Origin of the sequence: Streptomyces sp. NK08204 (assembly GCF_020400585.1) — a bacterium.
GTDB lineage: Bacteria > Actinomycetota > Actinomycetes > Streptomycetales > Streptomycetaceae > Streptomyces.
Genome location: NZ_JAINVF010000037.1, coordinates 16,032 through 29,056, shown reverse-complemented (window position 1 = coordinate 29,056; position 13,025 = coordinate 16,032). Strand labels below are relative to the sequence as shown.

Below are 13,025 nucleotides of genomic sequence, written 5' to 3'. Positions count from 1 at the left end.
GTAGAAGTGCAGGTCAGGCGGCGGTAGATGGCGCGGTAGACGGCTCCTCGGTGGCGGCCGGGGAAGGGGCTTCGAGGTCCCTCCGGCGCACCCCCCACGTCGGCACACCGGCCACCTTCACGCCGCGGTCGTGGGGGATGCCCAGGCGCTGCAGATGGGCGCGCAGATCGGTGACCGTGCGGTCCTCCCAGTGGCCGTGCTCTTGGAGGTGGGCGAGGACGGTGCGCAGGTGTACTCCGGAGCCGTCCCCCATGAGGGTCAGCAGCAGGGTGCGGACCGCGTCCACGTCGGGGGTTGCCGTGTCCTTTTCCTTGGCGTCTGTGGGGGCGCGACGCCCGGACCGCCAGGCGGCGATGGCCCAGCTGGTGGATAGCAGCCACATGAGGGCGGGTACGGCCCGGACAAGCCGCCACAGCAGGTACACGCCGAGCATGAGACTGACGAGTCGCAGCCAGCAGCCGAGCGCGGCCCGCCATCCGGTCAGGTCGTGGCGGCGCCCGCGCGCGACCCAGGTGGTAAGCCGCGCGCCGAGACCGCGGGCGACAGCGGCGGAGCCGGTGGCAAGCCGCGCGGCGGGGCGGGCGAGGCGGCTCACAGGACCCCCGATCCCTGCACCGCGGCCACCACGCTGTCTCCGACGCCGTTGAGCGCGCCGGGCAGCCACGCGAGGGCGCCGGCCACCCCGGCAGTGAGCAGCAGGACGGAGCCGACGAAGAATCCGCCGGCGATCCGCCGCTTGTCCGCCTTGCCCGCCGTCTTGTAGGCGAGGACGGTGAGAAACACGGCGATGACGACCACGACGGCGCCGGTCGCGGACAGCCCGGCGAGCTGTCCGCTGGTCAGTCCGCTGCTGGCGGTTGTTCCGGTCGCGGCGGATCCGGCGCGCCCGCCTGTGCCGTTGGCGACGGCGCCTGTGTGGGTGTGGGCCCAGCCGAGGATGCCGCCGGGGCAGGCTGCGGCACACGCGGCGGCGCCGAAGCCTTTCCCGAAGGGGGCGAGTTGCTTCATTTCCCGGCCGCCCTTGTACCAGGGGTGCAGGTTGGCGACGAGGACGAGGAGCGCGGCGAGAAGACCGCCGAGGGTGAGTGTGGTGGTGCCGGTCATCAGCGGTGTACTCCGGTCTGTACGAGGATCGGGTCGAACCAGTCGAGGACGCCGAGCGCGCCGAGCAGGGCGGTGACGAACAGGAAGCGCGGCACGGCCCGGCCGGTGCGCCGGTCCAGCGCCCATGCGGCGGTGAGGGCGACTCCGGCGATGACGTAGGCGGCGCCGATGCTGGCCTCGGTGCGCGCCTGGTGGACGGTGTGCGCCCAGATGCCGACGGGGCTGCGGCCGTTCGTCCATGGCAGGAGTGCGGCGAGGATCGCGGCAACCATGCGCCAGGTGACGAGCGCCTCCCAGGCGTGTTCCCACCAGCGTGGATCCGGCTTCGGATCGGGGTCCGGGCTGGTCAGGAGGATTTCGTGGACGTGCCGGACCTCGACTGTCCGCGGTTCCGGACCGCGCGGACCGGGCAGCGGATCCGGATCCGTCGGTATGGGCGGGGGCGGGGGCGGGGGTGTCCGCCACGGGGGTGCCTCGCCGGGCTCGGGCGCGCGTGCGGGGAGCGGGGCGCCGGCGGGGATGACGCGGGTAGGGGTGACGGGTCGGCGGGGTGCGGGGATGGACATGGTGGGCTCCTGGTGGCCGAGGGGGCGGGCGTGTAGGGCGCGGAGGTAGGCGCGGGCGCGCAGCTCGTCGCCTTCGGGCAACTGCTGCGCGCCCATCAGCCAGCCACCTTCAGGGCGCGGAGGTAGCGGCTGACGGTGTCCGGGGAGGGTGCCTTGCCCATGACCTTGGCGACGTAGCGGATCACTTCGGATTCGTCGCGGACGCCTGCGTCCCAGGCGATCCGGACTGCGTCCTTGGTGGTCACACCGCCGAGCGGGAACTGAAGGATGTCGCCGTCCGGATCGTCCGCGGACTGTCCGGACGGGTCCGGATCCGCGGATCCGGGGTCCGCCGCTTCGAGAGCGCGGCGCTCCGCTTCCACAAGGGCGTGCGCGCGATTCACGCGGCGGCGGACCGGCATACGGGACAGCTCGGCGCCGGCCTCAGCGAGTTCCTGTTCCAGCCATGCGGCGGTGCGCTTGTCGAGGGGGACGGCTTGGTAGTCGAGGAGGATCGTCCATGTGCCCTTGGCGAGGCCGGAGACGACGGCGCCGACGATGCCGGTGGCGGCGTCTCCGGCGAGCCAGCCGTGTGTGCCGACGGCGCCCATGGCGATGGCGAGGGCGATCCAGCCGCCGTAGCGGGCTTTGTTGGCGCGGGTGGGGGTGTAGCGGGCCAGCCATTCGATGATCATGAGGGCGATCCAGGCCAGGTCGAACACCGCTGCTGCGCCGAATGCCGCAGGGGCGACGACGACCCGTGAGAGCAGGTCGCCGACGGACACGGTTGACCACAGCACGCACGCGACGACGAGGACCGTGACGATCACGGTGACGACGCCGAGGGCGATCTGGTCCCAGTCCCGCGGCGGCACGGGGATGTCGATGACCTCGTCGTCAGGGACCATGCGGGTCTTGCCGTCGATGGTGTGGGGGACGAGGCGGGTCCGCTCGATCTTGCGGGTTTTCACGGTGCTCCTCCGGAGAGGTGCCGGCCTCCGCGCCGTGGGGGAACGGTTTCGCGGAGGCCGGCGGCTTGGGTGGGTCAGTGGGCGCGGCCGAGGAGGTAAGCGCCGAGGATCAGCGGCCAGGCCATGGCGAGCAGGTAGAGCCAGCGCATGGGGTCCTCCTTATTGGGCGGGCCGGTACCAGCGGCCCTTGCGGTCTTGCTGCCGGTCGCGGTCTTCCCAGGCTTGGCCTTGCGTGGCGGCGCGGCGGGCGCTGGTGGTTTTGGCGCGGCGGAACCGGTCGGCGGGGCCGGTGACTGTGATTCCGGCGGCCGGGTAGGCGCGGGTGGTCTGCGCGCGGCGGGTGAAGAGGCCCATCAGGCGTGCCCCCTTCCGCCGCAGCTGGTGCAGGGCCGCCATACGCTGATCTGTCCGCCGCCGGGTTGGGGCGTGGTTTCGGTGTGGCCGCCGGCGCCTCCGCAGCTGGTGCAGGTGGGGCCTTGGTAGCTCATGTGGTCACCTGCGGGCGGGGCAGGGCGCGGCAACGCTCGGCGTGGGACTGGGCTTCCTGGCGGGCGATGTCGACGCGGGTCCATCCGATGTGGTGGCCGCATCCGTTGCAGTCGCCGCTGTCGGCGTAGCCGCGACTGGTCTCGTCCTGCTTCAGGTCGAAGGTGGCGCCGGCGACGGTGAGGTAGCGGGCGATGACGCCGTCGGGCCACGGCTCGGTTTGGGGGCTGGGCTGTGCTTGGGTCGTGCTCGTAGACTGCGGCACGGCTGTCTCTCCTGTTCACGGCAGGTGGATGGCTGGCCCCGGCGGGAGGTGCGAACTCCCGTCCGGGGCCGTGTTGTTGGTGCAGTGCCAGACTGGCAGGAACCTCTTTACAACGTCAAGAGGTTCGGGAAGGATGTTGCCGTGCCCAAGAGCCCTGACAGCGAGGGGGTTCCGCGCTTGATGACCGTCTCGGAGATCGCGCAGGAGCACGGGGTCAGCCGCCAGACGGTGCACTCTCACCGGCGGCGTGGCGCCTTCCCGAAGCCCGTCGAGGGTGAGGGCAGCACCCGGCCCCGGTTCCGCGCGGATGAGGTGGCTGCCTTCTTCGCAGCCAACCCCAAGCAGCCGGGCAAGAGGCGCAGTTCCCCGCCCGAGCAGCAAGGAGAGGCCGTGTCGACCACTGTGGACCCGCGTATCGCGATCCTGTCCGCCCTGAACGATCCGCCGTACAACGAGGTGGCGGAGAAGCGCTGCGTTCCGTGGGACGAGGCGGTGAAGATGCTCAACGCCTATCGGGCGGCCGTACTGCGGGAGGCTGCCGCCCACCTGGACAAGGTGCATGACTACCCGTCCGGCAGCGCTGAAGCAACAGGCGCGTACCTGTCGGGCATGGAGAACGCCGCGAACCTGCTGCGGCGCACGGCTGACGAGCCGGAGGCGTCGGATGGATGAGTTGGTGCGGTGGCTCGACGAGCAGCTCACTGCCGACACGGCGCGCGCTCAGGCGTGCCCCGGCAACGGCAAGTGGGACACGGAAGGCATTGCCTTCTACGCGCCCGATCTCTCGCCCCAGGTGCGTGAGCACATCGTGGAGCATGATCCTGCTCGGGTGCTGCGCGAGATCGACGCCAGCCGGGACCTGCTCGGCCGCTACAAGGCCATGGCGGCGGGCGTGCTGGTGATGACCGGCGTGGAGTCGATCTTGTCGGAGTACCGGCGCGTGATCCTTCCGAACCTCGCACTTCGTTACGCGGACCGGCCCGGCTACCGCGAGGAGTGGCGGCCGTGAGTGACGCAGGCTGGGGCTGAGCCCCGCGGGAACGCCGAAGCCCCGACCGTGGTGGTCGGGGCTTCGCCACACCCGGAGCCAGGGCGAGTAGCAGCCGCCGGCGCGAGCCAGGAGTAGCGCCTGCGGTTGAACTCAGGGTAGGTGCCGTGTCAAACGGTGTCGGGGCGCGTCGACAGCTGGTGCTCGTCGGCGGGCGGTGCCTCGCCGTAGACGTCGGGCCAGCCTTCGCCGTCGTCGGGGCGGTCGGGGGTCTCGTCTGGGGCCATGCGCACCAGGATGGCAGGCGCTGCGCCCGTTCGGCGGTGCCCAGCCTGCGACTCCCGGGCCGTTCCCGCAGGCTGGGGGGTATGCCTGCGGTGGTCGTGTATCCCCCGGACGAGGACGGCGGCCGGCGTGTCCGGGTGGACGGGGAGCAGCTCGGCCGTGCGTGGTCGCTGCGGGATGTCGCGGTCCTGCTGGAGCGCGCCGGCCTGGAGGGCGTGGACGATCTGGACGTGGCCGGCGCCGACTGGATCGAGTGGCGGGGCGGCGGGCCGGAGGTGTGGGGGCGGTGACGCGAGGGTTCCGTTCCGGCCGGGGATGGGCGTACGGTTTCGGCCGAGGGGGGGCACCCACTCATAGCGCGGCCCGTCATCCTGGTGTGGATGGCGGGCCGTCGCGTATCTCCGGGGGCCTCTAACCCCGCTGCGGCGTTGGTCCCCGTTGGGGCGCGGCTTGTGGTGCGGGAGGGTCCAGTTCCCTGGTCCCGGCCTGATCCCGGCAGACGGTGGCCCGCTCGGCTGTTGCGCCGACTGGTTTTCGGGTGCCCGGGTTTCCCGCGGGCAGACGAGCGGGCTGGGTTCAGGATGCCACGGCCGTCAAGCCGGTTCACCACATTCGGCAGGCGCGCCATAGCAGTTCGGCCGCGCCGGGGTGGCCGTGCTCGACGAGCCAGCATCCGGCGCGGTCGATCTGCTGGGTGATCCAGCCGTGCAGGTCAGGCACCAGTCGTCTCCTTCACCTCGGCGGCGGGGCGCGGCCACGGTAGGGCCTGCCCCGCCGCGAGCATGTCCGTGTTGAGGCACGCCCCGTCCGGCGCGAGGATCGTGCCCAACAACCTGCCGTAGTTGTCGTTGCGGTCCTTCTCGGTGCGGACGGTGATGATGCCGACCGGCGCGTGCTGCGTGAACCAGTCGCGTACCCAGGCGAGCGCGGCGCGACCGGCGTCGGTGGCCAGTTCGGGCGCGTTGAGGCCTGCGGCGCGGATGCGCTGGCCGTGGAGCCAGGTGTGCATGCCGAGGTCGATGTCGAGGATGAGGGTGTCCGCGTCGACGATGCGGACGAGGCGGGCGGAGTACTCATACACGGGGCTGCTCCTGGTTGTCGGTCGCTTGGGTCGCTGCCGGCGCGGGCTGGTTGAGGATGGTGTCGAGCATGTCGGCGATCCATCGGGCGCCGGTGATGCCGCGAAGGTCGTCGCGGAGCGCGGTGATCTCGGTGGTGAGGTGGTCGGCGCGCTGCCGCTGCTGCTCCCAGTCCTGGACGGTGGGTGCGGCGTCGCCGCGTCCGCAGGCGGGGCAGTAGCCGCGGGCGACCTGGCGAAGCCTGGCGAGTTCCGCCTCGGCGCGTGCGGACCTGGTCGTGGCGGAGGCGAAGGCGTCGCGGGCGGTGGCCAGTTGCCGCTGCGCCTCGGTGGCTTCGGCTGCTTCGAGTTGCTCGTACAGGGCGTCGAGAGCGTCGCTGGTGAGGTGGTCGAGGGGGATCCGGTCGGTCATGACTGCTCCGGGATGTCGGTGGGTCAGATGGTGTTGGCGGTGATGGTGCGGGCGAGGTGGATGCTGCGGCCCATGAGGTCGCAGGCGTAGTCGTCGCAGGTCTCGCGGTCGTGGTCGCGTGCGAGGTCGGGGTAGGCGGTGGCGAGTTCGGCGGCGGAGTCGAGCAGTTGCGCGGTGGCTTCGGATGCGGGTCCGGCCCAGTAGGCGCGCATTTCGGCTGCGGCGGTGCGGAGTTCGTCGGCGGGTGTCATCGGGGTTCCTGTCTGTCGGGCGCTTGTGCGGGCGCTGGAGGCTCTGTGGGCGGGTCTGGCGTTGCGAGACCCGCGCGAGGGGGAGTTCGGCCGCGAGACGGGCGCTGAGCGCGTTCCTGGCCCCGCGACGCCCCGGCTGCCCGCATGCCAGCAGCCGGGGCAGGACGGGTCAGTCGTCGTCCTCGTCGCCGTCTTCAAGGCGCTGGAGGACAGCGCGCATGTCGTCGGCCCACTCGGCGGGGACGTGGATCGGCACGTTGTCGCTACGGCAGGCCATGGTCGCGAGGTGGCCGTGGTTGTCGCCGCGCCAGCACCACCAGCCGACGTGCACCAGCTCCTCGCCGTCGGCTGCCGCGGGCTGCTGCGCCACAGGGGCGGGCACGGCCGGGGTGTGTTCGGCCTCGACGGTGTACGTGGTCGTGGCGCGCACCAGCCGGAACGGACGGGCGGGCGCGGTGCTGGTGGCGGACTCGTAGCTCTCGCGCGCCCAGTCGTGCTCGTCGTAGGTGGCGCCCCAACTGGCCCACTGGTCGCGGCGCGGGGACTCGACCTTCCACGTGTGCTGCGGCGGGTGCGCCTCCTGCTGCTGTGTCCCGGTGCCGTGCGCCTCGACGGCCAGACGGCGCTGCCACTCCTGCCCGCAGTCCGGCGCGCATAGGTCGTGGTAGCCCTCGATATGGCCGAGGATCCGCTCGTGCGCCTCGCAGGGTTCCCCGCCGTCCTCGCAGACGTTGGGCACCGAGCACGGGGTGGCCTCGTACTCAGCTTCGCCTGCCTTGCGGAGGAACGTCTCCATGAGGACGAAGGCGGCACCGGCGGCGTCGTTGGCTCCGCGTTCGGCGTAGGCGCCTCCGGCCTTGTCGCACTCGGCAGCGGCGTCCAGCAGTCCGGCGGCCCGGTTCGTCGGCGGGGACACCACGGCAGACGCGGCGGCGGGCTTGGTCGCAATGGTCATCCGGGGCAGCAGCCAGCGGGCGGCCTTGCGGTAGTCGTCCCTGATGCGCTGGCCGGGATCGCCGACCAGCTGCTGCCAGGTCGGGTGGTCGTCACCGTGGACGTGGACGTCGGCAGCGCACAGCATGCGGGCCCACACCTCGATGGCGGCGGTCGGGTCGGTCTGGTTCACGATCAACTCCAGGTGAGAGAGTGGGGTGCCCGGCCGGCCCGCGCGCTTACCTCACGCGGGGCGGCCGAGGCGTTGGCGGTCACGCGGGAATGTCGAAGTCGAGGACGCCCTGCACGAACCGGTCCTTGGCGAGGTCGTGGTAGGCGGGGTTCAGGTCGACGCCGATGTACTTCCGGCCGAGCTGGCGGGCCGCGGCGCCGGTCGTGCCGGAGCCGGAAAACGTGTCGAGGACGGTCCCGCCCGGTCGGCACCCGGCCTTGATGCAGCGCAGCGGCAGGTCGATCGGGAACACCGCGAAGTGGGCAGCCGGGTATGGGCGGGTGCTGATCGGCCACACGTCACCGGGGTTCGCACCGCGGGCGTTCACGTCGGCGAAGTTGTGGAACTTCTGGCCGCCGACTCCGTCCTCCAGGTACACGGACTTGGACTTGGCCCTCCGTTTCGCTCCGGCGATGGACTCCGCACTGTGCGGCTCTCGGATGGCGTCGAGGTCGAACCAGTACCGCGGGGACTTGGCGAACAGGAACAAGTGCTCGTGCCGGTTGGACAACCGGTCACGGACGGACTCGGGCATGGCGTTCGGCTTGTGCCAGACGATCTCGTTGCGGAGGATCCATCCGTCGTCCTGAAGGGCGAAGGCCGTGCGCCACGGAATACCGAGGAGGTTCTTCGGCGGCAGGTGCCTGTCGAGAAGGGTCTTCCGCCGCCCCAGCGCGTCCTCAGTCGCACGCTGCTTGGCGTCGCTGCTGCCGTCGCGGTTGGAGTTGCACGCGTTCTGCCCGGCAGCGGTGTTGTTGTACGAGTCACCGAGGTTGAGCCACAGTGTCCCGTCGTCGGCAAGCACCCGCCGCGCCTCGGCGAACAGCCGACGCATCGTCTCCACATACTCGGCCGGCGTGGCCTCAAGTCCGTACTGCCCGGGCGTGCCGTAGTCGCGAAGCCCGTAGTAGGGCGGGCTGGTGACGATGCAGTTGACGGAGCCGTCCGGCAGGGTGCGGAGGACGTCGAGGGCGTCGCCGAGGAGGAGGGTGACCTGGTCGTCGCTGTAGTACGGCTTGCTCATCGTCCGTCCTCGTTCGCGGCAGCCGAACCAGCGGCGGCGAGGGCGGACTCGCGTTCGGCTGCGGCCTGCCGGTTCGTTTCGAGCTGCGCCACGGCCTGGTCGTGCGGGAGCTGCCGGTACGCCTCGCAGGGGCAGGTCTTGCCGTAGGCGAAGCAGCCGTGCGGGGCTGGGACGGTGTGGGCGTGGTGGCTGTGGCCGCACTCGCAGAGGCGCGGGGTGTGCGGGTTGTGCGCCTGCATCAGCGTCCACTCCAGGCGCTGGGCTTCTTGCAGCTCGGCCACCTGGGCGCGGAGGCGGCGGACTTCGACGACGAGCGCGGCATCTGCATCAGATGCGGGGTGGGCGGAGCAGCAGGCGAACCCGAGGGCGGGGTGCTGCTGGTAGGCGGCGACGGCGGTCTCGTACTCGTCGAGCTGCTGGTCGGTGGTCACGGTGGTCTCCTGGTTTCGGTCGGTGTAGACGCCGGGCCGGATCTGGGTGGGCGGGGTCAGGTGGCAGTGGCAGGGGATGACGGTGCTGCATCTGCGGCAGAGCGCCACGGTGGTCTCCTGGTGGTGGGGTACGGCGGGACGGGGTCAGGCGGTGGCTTCCCACAGGGTTCGCGGGATGCCTTCGGCGCCGGTCGGTTGTCGTGGACGGCTCGGCCGGTTCCATCCGGGGTTCGCGGGACGTTCGGCTATGACCCGCCACCCGGCTGCGCGAAGGCTGGCGCCGGTCTCGCCGGCCTGCGTGTAGGTGATCAGCCGCGTGTAACCAAGGGCACGCGCAGCGCGCCATGCCGCGCCGTACAGCATCGAGTTCGCGTTGCCGGTGCCGTCGGTGGCGGTGCGGGTGACTTCGAGAGTCTGGCCGTTGTCGAGGTGGCGGGCGACGGGCCGGCCGACGATAGCGACGCCGTGGAGGACTCCGTGGTCGTCTGCGACTCCGACGGCGAAGACCATGCCCACGGGGGCCTGGTGGTGCCGGTGCCACATGCCGACGAAGGCGGCAGCGTCGCGGAAGCGGACCGGCACGAGATGCAGGTTCATCGGTGCTCCGTTCGGTGGCTGGTGGGGTGGGTGTCTTGGCCCGAGGTGTGCCGGTCAGGCGGCGGTGTGGGGCGCGTTGGCCAGTTCCAGCAGGACGGCGGCGTGGCAGTGGTCGGGCTGGCCGGGTTCGGGGAGTGGGCACCAGCACATGAGGTCGCGGCCGGCGAGTTCGGAGCGTGCCGCGTCGGCCAGGCCGGGCCGTTGGTCGAGCCAGCGGCGGTACAGGACGGTGGCCTGCTCGCGGGTGGCGTCCTGGACGAGGTGCCAGGTGACGGTCTTGTCGGGGTGGACGTAGGCGTGGCGCTGGCCGGAGGTCTTGCCGAGGCGGCCTTCGTGTTCCCACTCGGAGCCGTCGAGTGCGGGGTAGCGGACTTGGGTGCAGGGGTTGCCCCAGCGGGTGCCGCGGCCGACGTAGACGGCGCCTTCGGGCTTGCGCCATCCCTTGGTGCGGCGGCGTTGGATGCGGGTCGGGCTCATTGGTGTCTCCGTGGCGTCTAGGCGGCCGTCTGGTGGGCTGTGGCGTGTCGGGTGGGGCGTTGGGCGTCGGGGGTGCCGACGGTGGCGCAGAGGGTGGTCCAGTGGGCGTCTTGCTCGGCTTGGGTCCAGTAGCCGCCGGGGGTTGCGGGGGCGGGGCGTTCGGCTGGCTCGGGGCGGATGGGGATGGCTTCGGTGAGGAGCCGTTCGAGGGGGCTCACCGTTGGTCCGCCGTGTGCTTGGCTGCCATGCGGAGTGCGTCGGCGACGGTGTAGCCGTTGACGGTGATGTGAGGCGCGGCCTGTTTGGCGAGCTTCAGCGCGGTGTCGAGGTCGAACCGGTGGGTGGCCAGCCACTCGTCTTCGCGTTCGCTGGGGATGGACTCCCAGGACCAGGTGCCGTCTGCGGCGAGGCACTGGCTGTGGCGGACGACGGCCCACAGGCCACGGCCGCGGTATTCGACGGCGAGGTTGAAGTGGGCGCCATCGTGGTCGTCGGGTTCGAAGCAGGAGACGACGTAGCGGGTGGCCTGGACGGTGGGTTCGGGCAGGGTGGTCATGCGCTGGCTCCGTTCTGTGCGGCGGTTTTCCAGGCGGTGATGCGTGCGTCGTGGGTTTCGATGGCGAGGCGCCGGCCGCGGGGGCTGGTGCAGCGTTGGCCGGGTGGGGCGTTGCACCAGGGGCAGCGGATGGCCCATTCGGGTGGGTGGGTCATGAGGCTTCGTCGACGATGTCGGCGTTGTGGATCTCGTCTTCGCGGGCGAGGTGGCGGGCGGACATGTCGCGGATCCGCTGCTCTTGCGCGGCCCGTTCTTCGGCGGCCTGCTCGGGCTCACCGTTGACGGCCCGCAGGCGGGCGCTGTGCGGCTTCAGCCGGGGTTTGCCGAGTGGCTGCCTGTCCGAGCCGCTGGGGGTCTTGCAGGGCCTGCCTATGGCCGCTTGGCAGGCGGGGCAGATGATGCCGAGAGGGCCGGAGCGGCGGACGGTGTCGATCAGCTCGGCGGCCACGGCTTCCTCGTCGGAGCTGGGGACCGTTCGGTTGCCCTGCCAGCCGCGGGCTTCCAGTTCCCGCATGAACGCCTTCGACGGGCCACCCTCCAGCGCTTGCCGGCCAGTCGGGGCGGCGGCGCGGCCGGAGGCGATTGCCTGAACCTGGCCGCGGTAGCGGGCGAGGAACTCGGTCGGGGTTTCGTCGCCGACGGGCTCGTACTGGAAGTTCTCCAACCGGGCGTTACGGATCTTGGCGCGGAAGGTGCGGACGTGGTGCGGAAGGATCCACAACCGGTCCTTGGGGTTCTCCGGCGGGGTTCGGTAGTAGAGGGCGACGGCGTCCTTCGCGTCCTCGTCGAGGGGCACGTCGTGGAGGGCGGAGGCCCATGCGATGGCGGCGGTGAGGGAGGGCTGCCGGTTGTCGAAGGCGGTGCAGTGGCCGAGGAGTTCGGCAGCTTCTTCCTCGTTCATGCGGAGTCTCCTCGTTGGCGGAGTTGTGCGGCGATGGCCATCCATCCGGCGACCTTGGCGTCAGTGCCGGTGAGGGTTTGGCCGGTGGGGAGTTGGAAGACGTTGCCGGGGCGGCGTGCTGCGCGGTCGGCGTCTTCGGCTATCCACTTCCGCCAGGCTTCGGGCCAGTTGCGGCGGCGGGTGCCGGTGGAGCGGTAGTGGGAGATGAACTGCTGGGTGGAGTGGGTGAGGTTGACGTGGGGGTGGACCTCGTTGGCCCAGCGGCGCATGGCGTCGGTGACGGTGAAGCCGTCGGTGTCGATGGGGGCGGGGGGGCCTTCGGGCCAGGCGTCGAGCGCCCGGTCGTGCGCGGTGTTGTCGACTGCGTCAGCCACCCCCCGGTTCAACGGACGGTTAGTGGGTGGTTCAAAGGACGGTTTGGGTGACGTGGGCGTCACCCCGGTCGCGACGTGGGCGTCACCCCACTCGGACGTGGGCGTCACCCCGGAGGTGACGTGGGTGTCACCGGTGACGTGGGCGTCACCCCCTGACGTGGGCGTCACCCCTGGCGTGGCCTGAGCTGCGGCTTTACGTCCACCCCTTGCACGGGATGACGTCAGCGTCACCCGTGACGCCTGCGTCACCTCGTCATCGCCCGCGCGCCCGCCCGGAACGGTGCGTTCCATGGCCAGGTCGTAGACCGCAGGCCGGCGCTCAGCCGGGATGTGCGCGGCTGCCGCGGGATCGCCGGGACGGATCAGACCGAGCTTGATCAGCTCCTTGAGGTCACGCTGGACGGACCGTTCCGCCTTGCACGCATAAGCGGCGAGCGTGCGCACGGAGGGGTAGGCGCCACGGCCGCGCTTGTCGGCGTGGTCGGCGAGGCCGAACAGGGTGCCGAGCAGCTGCGGCGGCATGGGCGGCGCGTACTTGAGCGCCCACACGGTGGCTTCGATGCTCAACGGTCCTTCTTTCGATTGCGCTGGTCAGGGCATGTCGAGTAACGCCCTTGTTCAGGGCGGTTGTTCGAGCGCCCGGTTACTCATGCGCGCTCCTGTGCCGTCAGGCCGGAGAGGCGTCGAGTCCATGGGGTGCGGGCGGCAATCTGCTGGTTGGCGAGGGCCAGTTGGTCGGGCGTGGCGCCCCACGCGTCGCGGTGGTAGGTCGCCGCCTTCTCACGCCACGGCTGCGTCTTCGGGCCCCACGTGACCTTCCGGTCGTGGCGCGCCATGACCTGGTTGCATCGGTCGCACAGGAGGCCGCGCACGAAGAAGAGATCCATCCACTGGTAGTGGTCGATGATCAGTTCGCCGCGCACTGTGTCGCTGTCCGGTGTCCGGCAGACCTCGCACGCGTCCTGCGCCCGGTCCCGGAGCGAGTCGTACTGGGCGCAGGTCAGGCCGTAGGCGACGTGCGTGCAGAACTTGTCGCCCCGGGGCGAGTGGCCGTAGTCGATGCGTCGGCGGGCCGGGATGCGCGGTGTCTCATCCGTCATGACATGAGAATACCG

Annotated in this window: 22 protein-coding genes; 3 read left to right on the top strand and 19 right to left on the bottom strand. The window is 71.2% G+C overall.

What is annotated here, in order from left to right:
- Window positions 1-13: 13 nt before the first annotated feature.
- From K7G59_RS32555 to K7G59_RS32530, 6 genes are all read right to left on the bottom strand, one after another.
- Window positions 14-595 carry a hypothetical protein gene (locus K7G59_RS32555; RefSeq protein WP_225840295.1) on the bottom strand — a complete coding sequence of 194 codons (582 nt, stop codon included), beginning with the start codon at window positions 593-595 and terminating at the stop codon, window positions 14-16.
- Window positions 592-1,104 carry a hypothetical protein gene (locus K7G59_RS32550; protein ID WP_225840294.1) on the bottom strand — a complete coding sequence of 171 codons (513 nt, stop codon included), beginning with the start codon at window positions 1,102-1,104 and terminating at the stop codon, window positions 592-594. Before K7G59_RS32550 ends, K7G59_RS32555 begins: the two co-directional genes overlap by 4 nt.
- The gene (locus K7G59_RS32545; protein WP_225840293.1) at window positions 1,104-1,766 is read right to left on the bottom strand and encodes a hypothetical protein; all 663 of its coding nucleotides are present in this window, start codon (window positions 1,764-1,766) and stop codon (window positions 1,104-1,106) included. Before K7G59_RS32545 ends, K7G59_RS32550 begins: the two co-directional genes overlap by 1 nt.
- Complete coding sequence (locus K7G59_RS32540; protein ID WP_225840292.1) at window positions 1,766-2,620, bottom strand: protein transporter Sec31; 855 nt, start codon at window positions 2,618-2,620, stop codon at window positions 1,766-1,768. The genes K7G59_RS32545 and K7G59_RS32540 overlap by 1 nt, the downstream gene beginning before the upstream one ends.
- 159 nt (window positions 2,621-2,779) lie before the next feature.
- On the bottom strand, window positions 2,780-2,974 hold the full coding sequence (locus tag K7G59_RS32535; RefSeq protein ID WP_225840324.1) for a hypothetical protein: 195 nt from the start codon (window positions 2,972-2,974) through the stop codon (window positions 2,780-2,782).
- Window positions 2,975-3,104: 130 nt separating this feature from the next.
- Entirely contained in the window at window positions 3,105-3,371 is a 267-nt protein-coding gene (locus K7G59_RS32530) for a hypothetical protein (RefSeq protein ID WP_225840291.1), read from the bottom strand.
- Between the two features lie 141 nt (window positions 3,372-3,512).
- Here K7G59_RS32530 and K7G59_RS32525 point away from each other — a divergent pair, with 141 nt between their 5' ends.
- From K7G59_RS32525 to K7G59_RS32515, 3 genes are all read left to right on the top strand, one after another.
- Window positions 3,513-4,043 carry an AlpA family transcriptional regulator gene (locus K7G59_RS32525; protein ID WP_225840290.1) on the top strand — a complete coding sequence of 177 codons (531 nt, stop codon included), beginning with the start codon at window positions 3,513-3,515 and terminating at the stop codon, window positions 4,041-4,043.
- Window positions 4,036-4,380, top strand: a complete 345-nt coding sequence (locus K7G59_RS32520) for a DUF6221 family protein (protein ID WP_225840289.1) — start codon at window positions 4,036-4,038, stop codon at window positions 4,378-4,380. The genes K7G59_RS32525 and K7G59_RS32520 overlap by 8 nt, the downstream gene beginning before the upstream one ends.
- Before the next feature lie 347 nt (window positions 4,381-4,727).
- On the top strand, window positions 4,728-4,934 hold the full coding sequence (locus K7G59_RS32515) for a hypothetical protein (protein ID WP_225840288.1): 207 nt from the start codon (window positions 4,728-4,730) through the stop codon (window positions 4,932-4,934).
- Window positions 4,935-5,356: 422 nt separating this feature from the next.
- Here K7G59_RS32515 and K7G59_RS32510 read toward each other — a convergent pair whose 3' ends face one another.
- The 13 genes from K7G59_RS32510 to K7G59_RS32450 all read right to left on the bottom strand — a co-directional run bounded on the left by K7G59_RS32510 (window position 5,357) and on the right by K7G59_RS32450 (window position 13,010).
- Window positions 5,357-5,725, bottom strand: a complete 369-nt coding sequence (locus K7G59_RS32510) for a thermonuclease family protein (RefSeq protein WP_225840287.1) — start codon at window positions 5,723-5,725, stop codon at window positions 5,357-5,359.
- The gene (locus tag K7G59_RS32505; protein ID WP_225840286.1) at window positions 5,718-6,134 is read right to left on the bottom strand and encodes a hypothetical protein; all 417 of its coding nucleotides are present in this window, start codon (window positions 6,132-6,134) and stop codon (window positions 5,718-5,720) included. The genes K7G59_RS32510 and K7G59_RS32505 overlap by 8 nt, the downstream gene beginning before the upstream one ends.
- 23 nt (window positions 6,135-6,157) lie before the next feature.
- Window positions 6,158-6,385 (bottom strand): hypothetical protein, encoded by a 228-nt coding sequence (locus tag K7G59_RS32500; protein WP_225840285.1) that lies wholly within the window; start codon window positions 6,383-6,385, stop codon window positions 6,158-6,160.
- A 169-nt stretch (window positions 6,386-6,554) separates the two neighbouring features.
- The gene (locus K7G59_RS32495) at window positions 6,555-7,511 is read right to left on the bottom strand and encodes a hypothetical protein (RefSeq protein WP_225840284.1); all 957 of its coding nucleotides are present in this window, start codon (window positions 7,509-7,511) and stop codon (window positions 6,555-6,557) included.
- A gap of 79 nt (window positions 7,512-7,590) precedes the next feature.
- Complete coding sequence (locus K7G59_RS32490) at window positions 7,591-8,574, bottom strand: site-specific DNA-methyltransferase (protein WP_225840283.1); 984 nt, start codon at window positions 8,572-8,574, stop codon at window positions 7,591-7,593.
- Complete coding sequence (locus tag K7G59_RS32485; protein ID WP_225840282.1) at window positions 8,571-9,113, bottom strand: hypothetical protein; 543 nt, start codon at window positions 9,111-9,113, stop codon at window positions 8,571-8,573. The genes K7G59_RS32490 and K7G59_RS32485 overlap by 4 nt, the downstream gene beginning before the upstream one ends.
- Before the next feature lie 36 nt (window positions 9,114-9,149).
- Window positions 9,150-9,602, bottom strand: coding sequence for an XF1762 family protein (locus tag K7G59_RS32480; RefSeq protein ID WP_225840281.1), 453 nt, complete (start codon window positions 9,600-9,602; stop codon window positions 9,150-9,152).
- Window positions 9,603-9,656: 54 nt separating this feature from the next.
- Entirely contained in the window at window positions 9,657-10,079 is a 423-nt protein-coding gene (locus tag K7G59_RS32475) for a DUF4326 domain-containing protein (protein ID WP_225840280.1), read from the bottom strand.
- Between the two features lie 17 nt (window positions 10,080-10,096).
- Entirely contained in the window at window positions 10,097-10,297 is a 201-nt protein-coding gene (locus tag K7G59_RS32470) for a hypothetical protein (protein WP_225840279.1), read from the bottom strand.
- Window positions 10,294-10,635 carry a hypothetical protein gene (locus K7G59_RS32465; protein WP_225840278.1) on the bottom strand — a complete coding sequence of 114 codons (342 nt, stop codon included), beginning with the start codon at window positions 10,633-10,635 and terminating at the stop codon, window positions 10,294-10,296. The genes K7G59_RS32470 and K7G59_RS32465 overlap by 4 nt, the downstream gene beginning before the upstream one ends.
- 151 nt (window positions 10,636-10,786) lie before the next feature.
- Window positions 10,787-11,536, bottom strand: a complete 750-nt coding sequence (locus K7G59_RS32460; RefSeq protein ID WP_225840277.1) for a hypothetical protein — start codon at window positions 11,534-11,536, stop codon at window positions 10,787-10,789.
- On the bottom strand, window positions 11,533-12,477 hold the full coding sequence (locus K7G59_RS32455) for a helix-turn-helix domain-containing protein (RefSeq protein ID WP_225840276.1): 945 nt from the start codon (window positions 12,475-12,477) through the stop codon (window positions 11,533-11,535). Before K7G59_RS32455 ends, K7G59_RS32460 begins: the two co-directional genes overlap by 4 nt.
- An 80-nt stretch (window positions 12,478-12,557) precedes the next feature.
- Complete coding sequence (locus K7G59_RS32450; RefSeq protein ID WP_225840275.1) at window positions 12,558-13,010, bottom strand: endonuclease domain-containing protein; 453 nt, start codon at window positions 13,008-13,010, stop codon at window positions 12,558-12,560.
- Window positions 13,011-13,025: the final 15 nt, after the last annotated feature.

Excerpts from the sequence above, each read along its gene's own strand:
- K7G59_RS32550 (WP_225840294.1), bottom strand. The coding sequence starts at position 1,104 with ATGACCGGCACCACCACACTCACCCTCGGCGGTCTTCTCGCCGCGCTC.
- K7G59_RS32545 (WP_225840293.1), bottom strand. The coding sequence starts at position 1,766 with ATGGGCGCGCAGCAGTTGCCCGAAGGCGACGAGCTGCGCGCCCGCGCC.
- K7G59_RS32535 (WP_225840324.1), bottom strand. The coding sequence starts at position 2,974 with ATGGGCCTCTTCACCCGCCGCGCGCAGACCACCCGCGCCTACCCGGCC.
- K7G59_RS32520 (WP_225840289.1), top strand. The coding sequence starts at position 4,036 with ATGGATGAGTTGGTGCGGTGGCTCGACGAGCAGCTCACTGCCGACACG.
- K7G59_RS32515 (WP_225840288.1), top strand. The coding sequence starts at position 4,728 with ATGCCTGCGGTGGTCGTGTATCCCCCGGACGAGGACGGCGGCCGGCGT.
- K7G59_RS32505 (WP_225840286.1), bottom strand. The coding sequence starts at position 6,134 with ATGACCGACCGGATCCCCCTCGACCACCTCACCAGCGACGCTCTCGAC.
- K7G59_RS32500 (WP_225840285.1), bottom strand. The coding sequence starts at position 6,385 with ATGACACCCGCCGACGAACTCCGCACCGCCGCAGCCGAAATGCGCGCC.
- K7G59_RS32490 (WP_225840283.1), bottom strand. The coding sequence starts at position 8,574 with ATGAGCAAGCCGTACTACAGCGACGACCAGGTCACCCTCCTCCTCGGC.
- K7G59_RS32480 (WP_225840281.1), bottom strand. The coding sequence starts at position 9,602 with ATGAACCTGCATCTCGTGCCGGTCCGCTTCCGCGACGCTGCCGCCTTC.
- K7G59_RS32475 (WP_225840280.1), bottom strand. The coding sequence starts at position 10,079 with ATGAGCCCGACCCGCATCCAACGCCGCCGCACCAAGGGATGGCGCAAG.
- K7G59_RS32465 (WP_225840278.1), bottom strand. The coding sequence starts at position 10,635 with ATGACCACCCTGCCCGAACCCACCGTCCAGGCCACCCGCTACGTCGTC.
- K7G59_RS32460 (WP_225840277.1), bottom strand. The coding sequence starts at position 11,536 with ATGAACGAGGAAGAAGCTGCCGAACTCCTCGGCCACTGCACCGCCTTC.
- K7G59_RS32450 (WP_225840275.1), bottom strand. The coding sequence starts at position 13,010 with ATGACGGATGAGACACCGCGCATCCCGGCCCGCCGACGCATCGACTAC.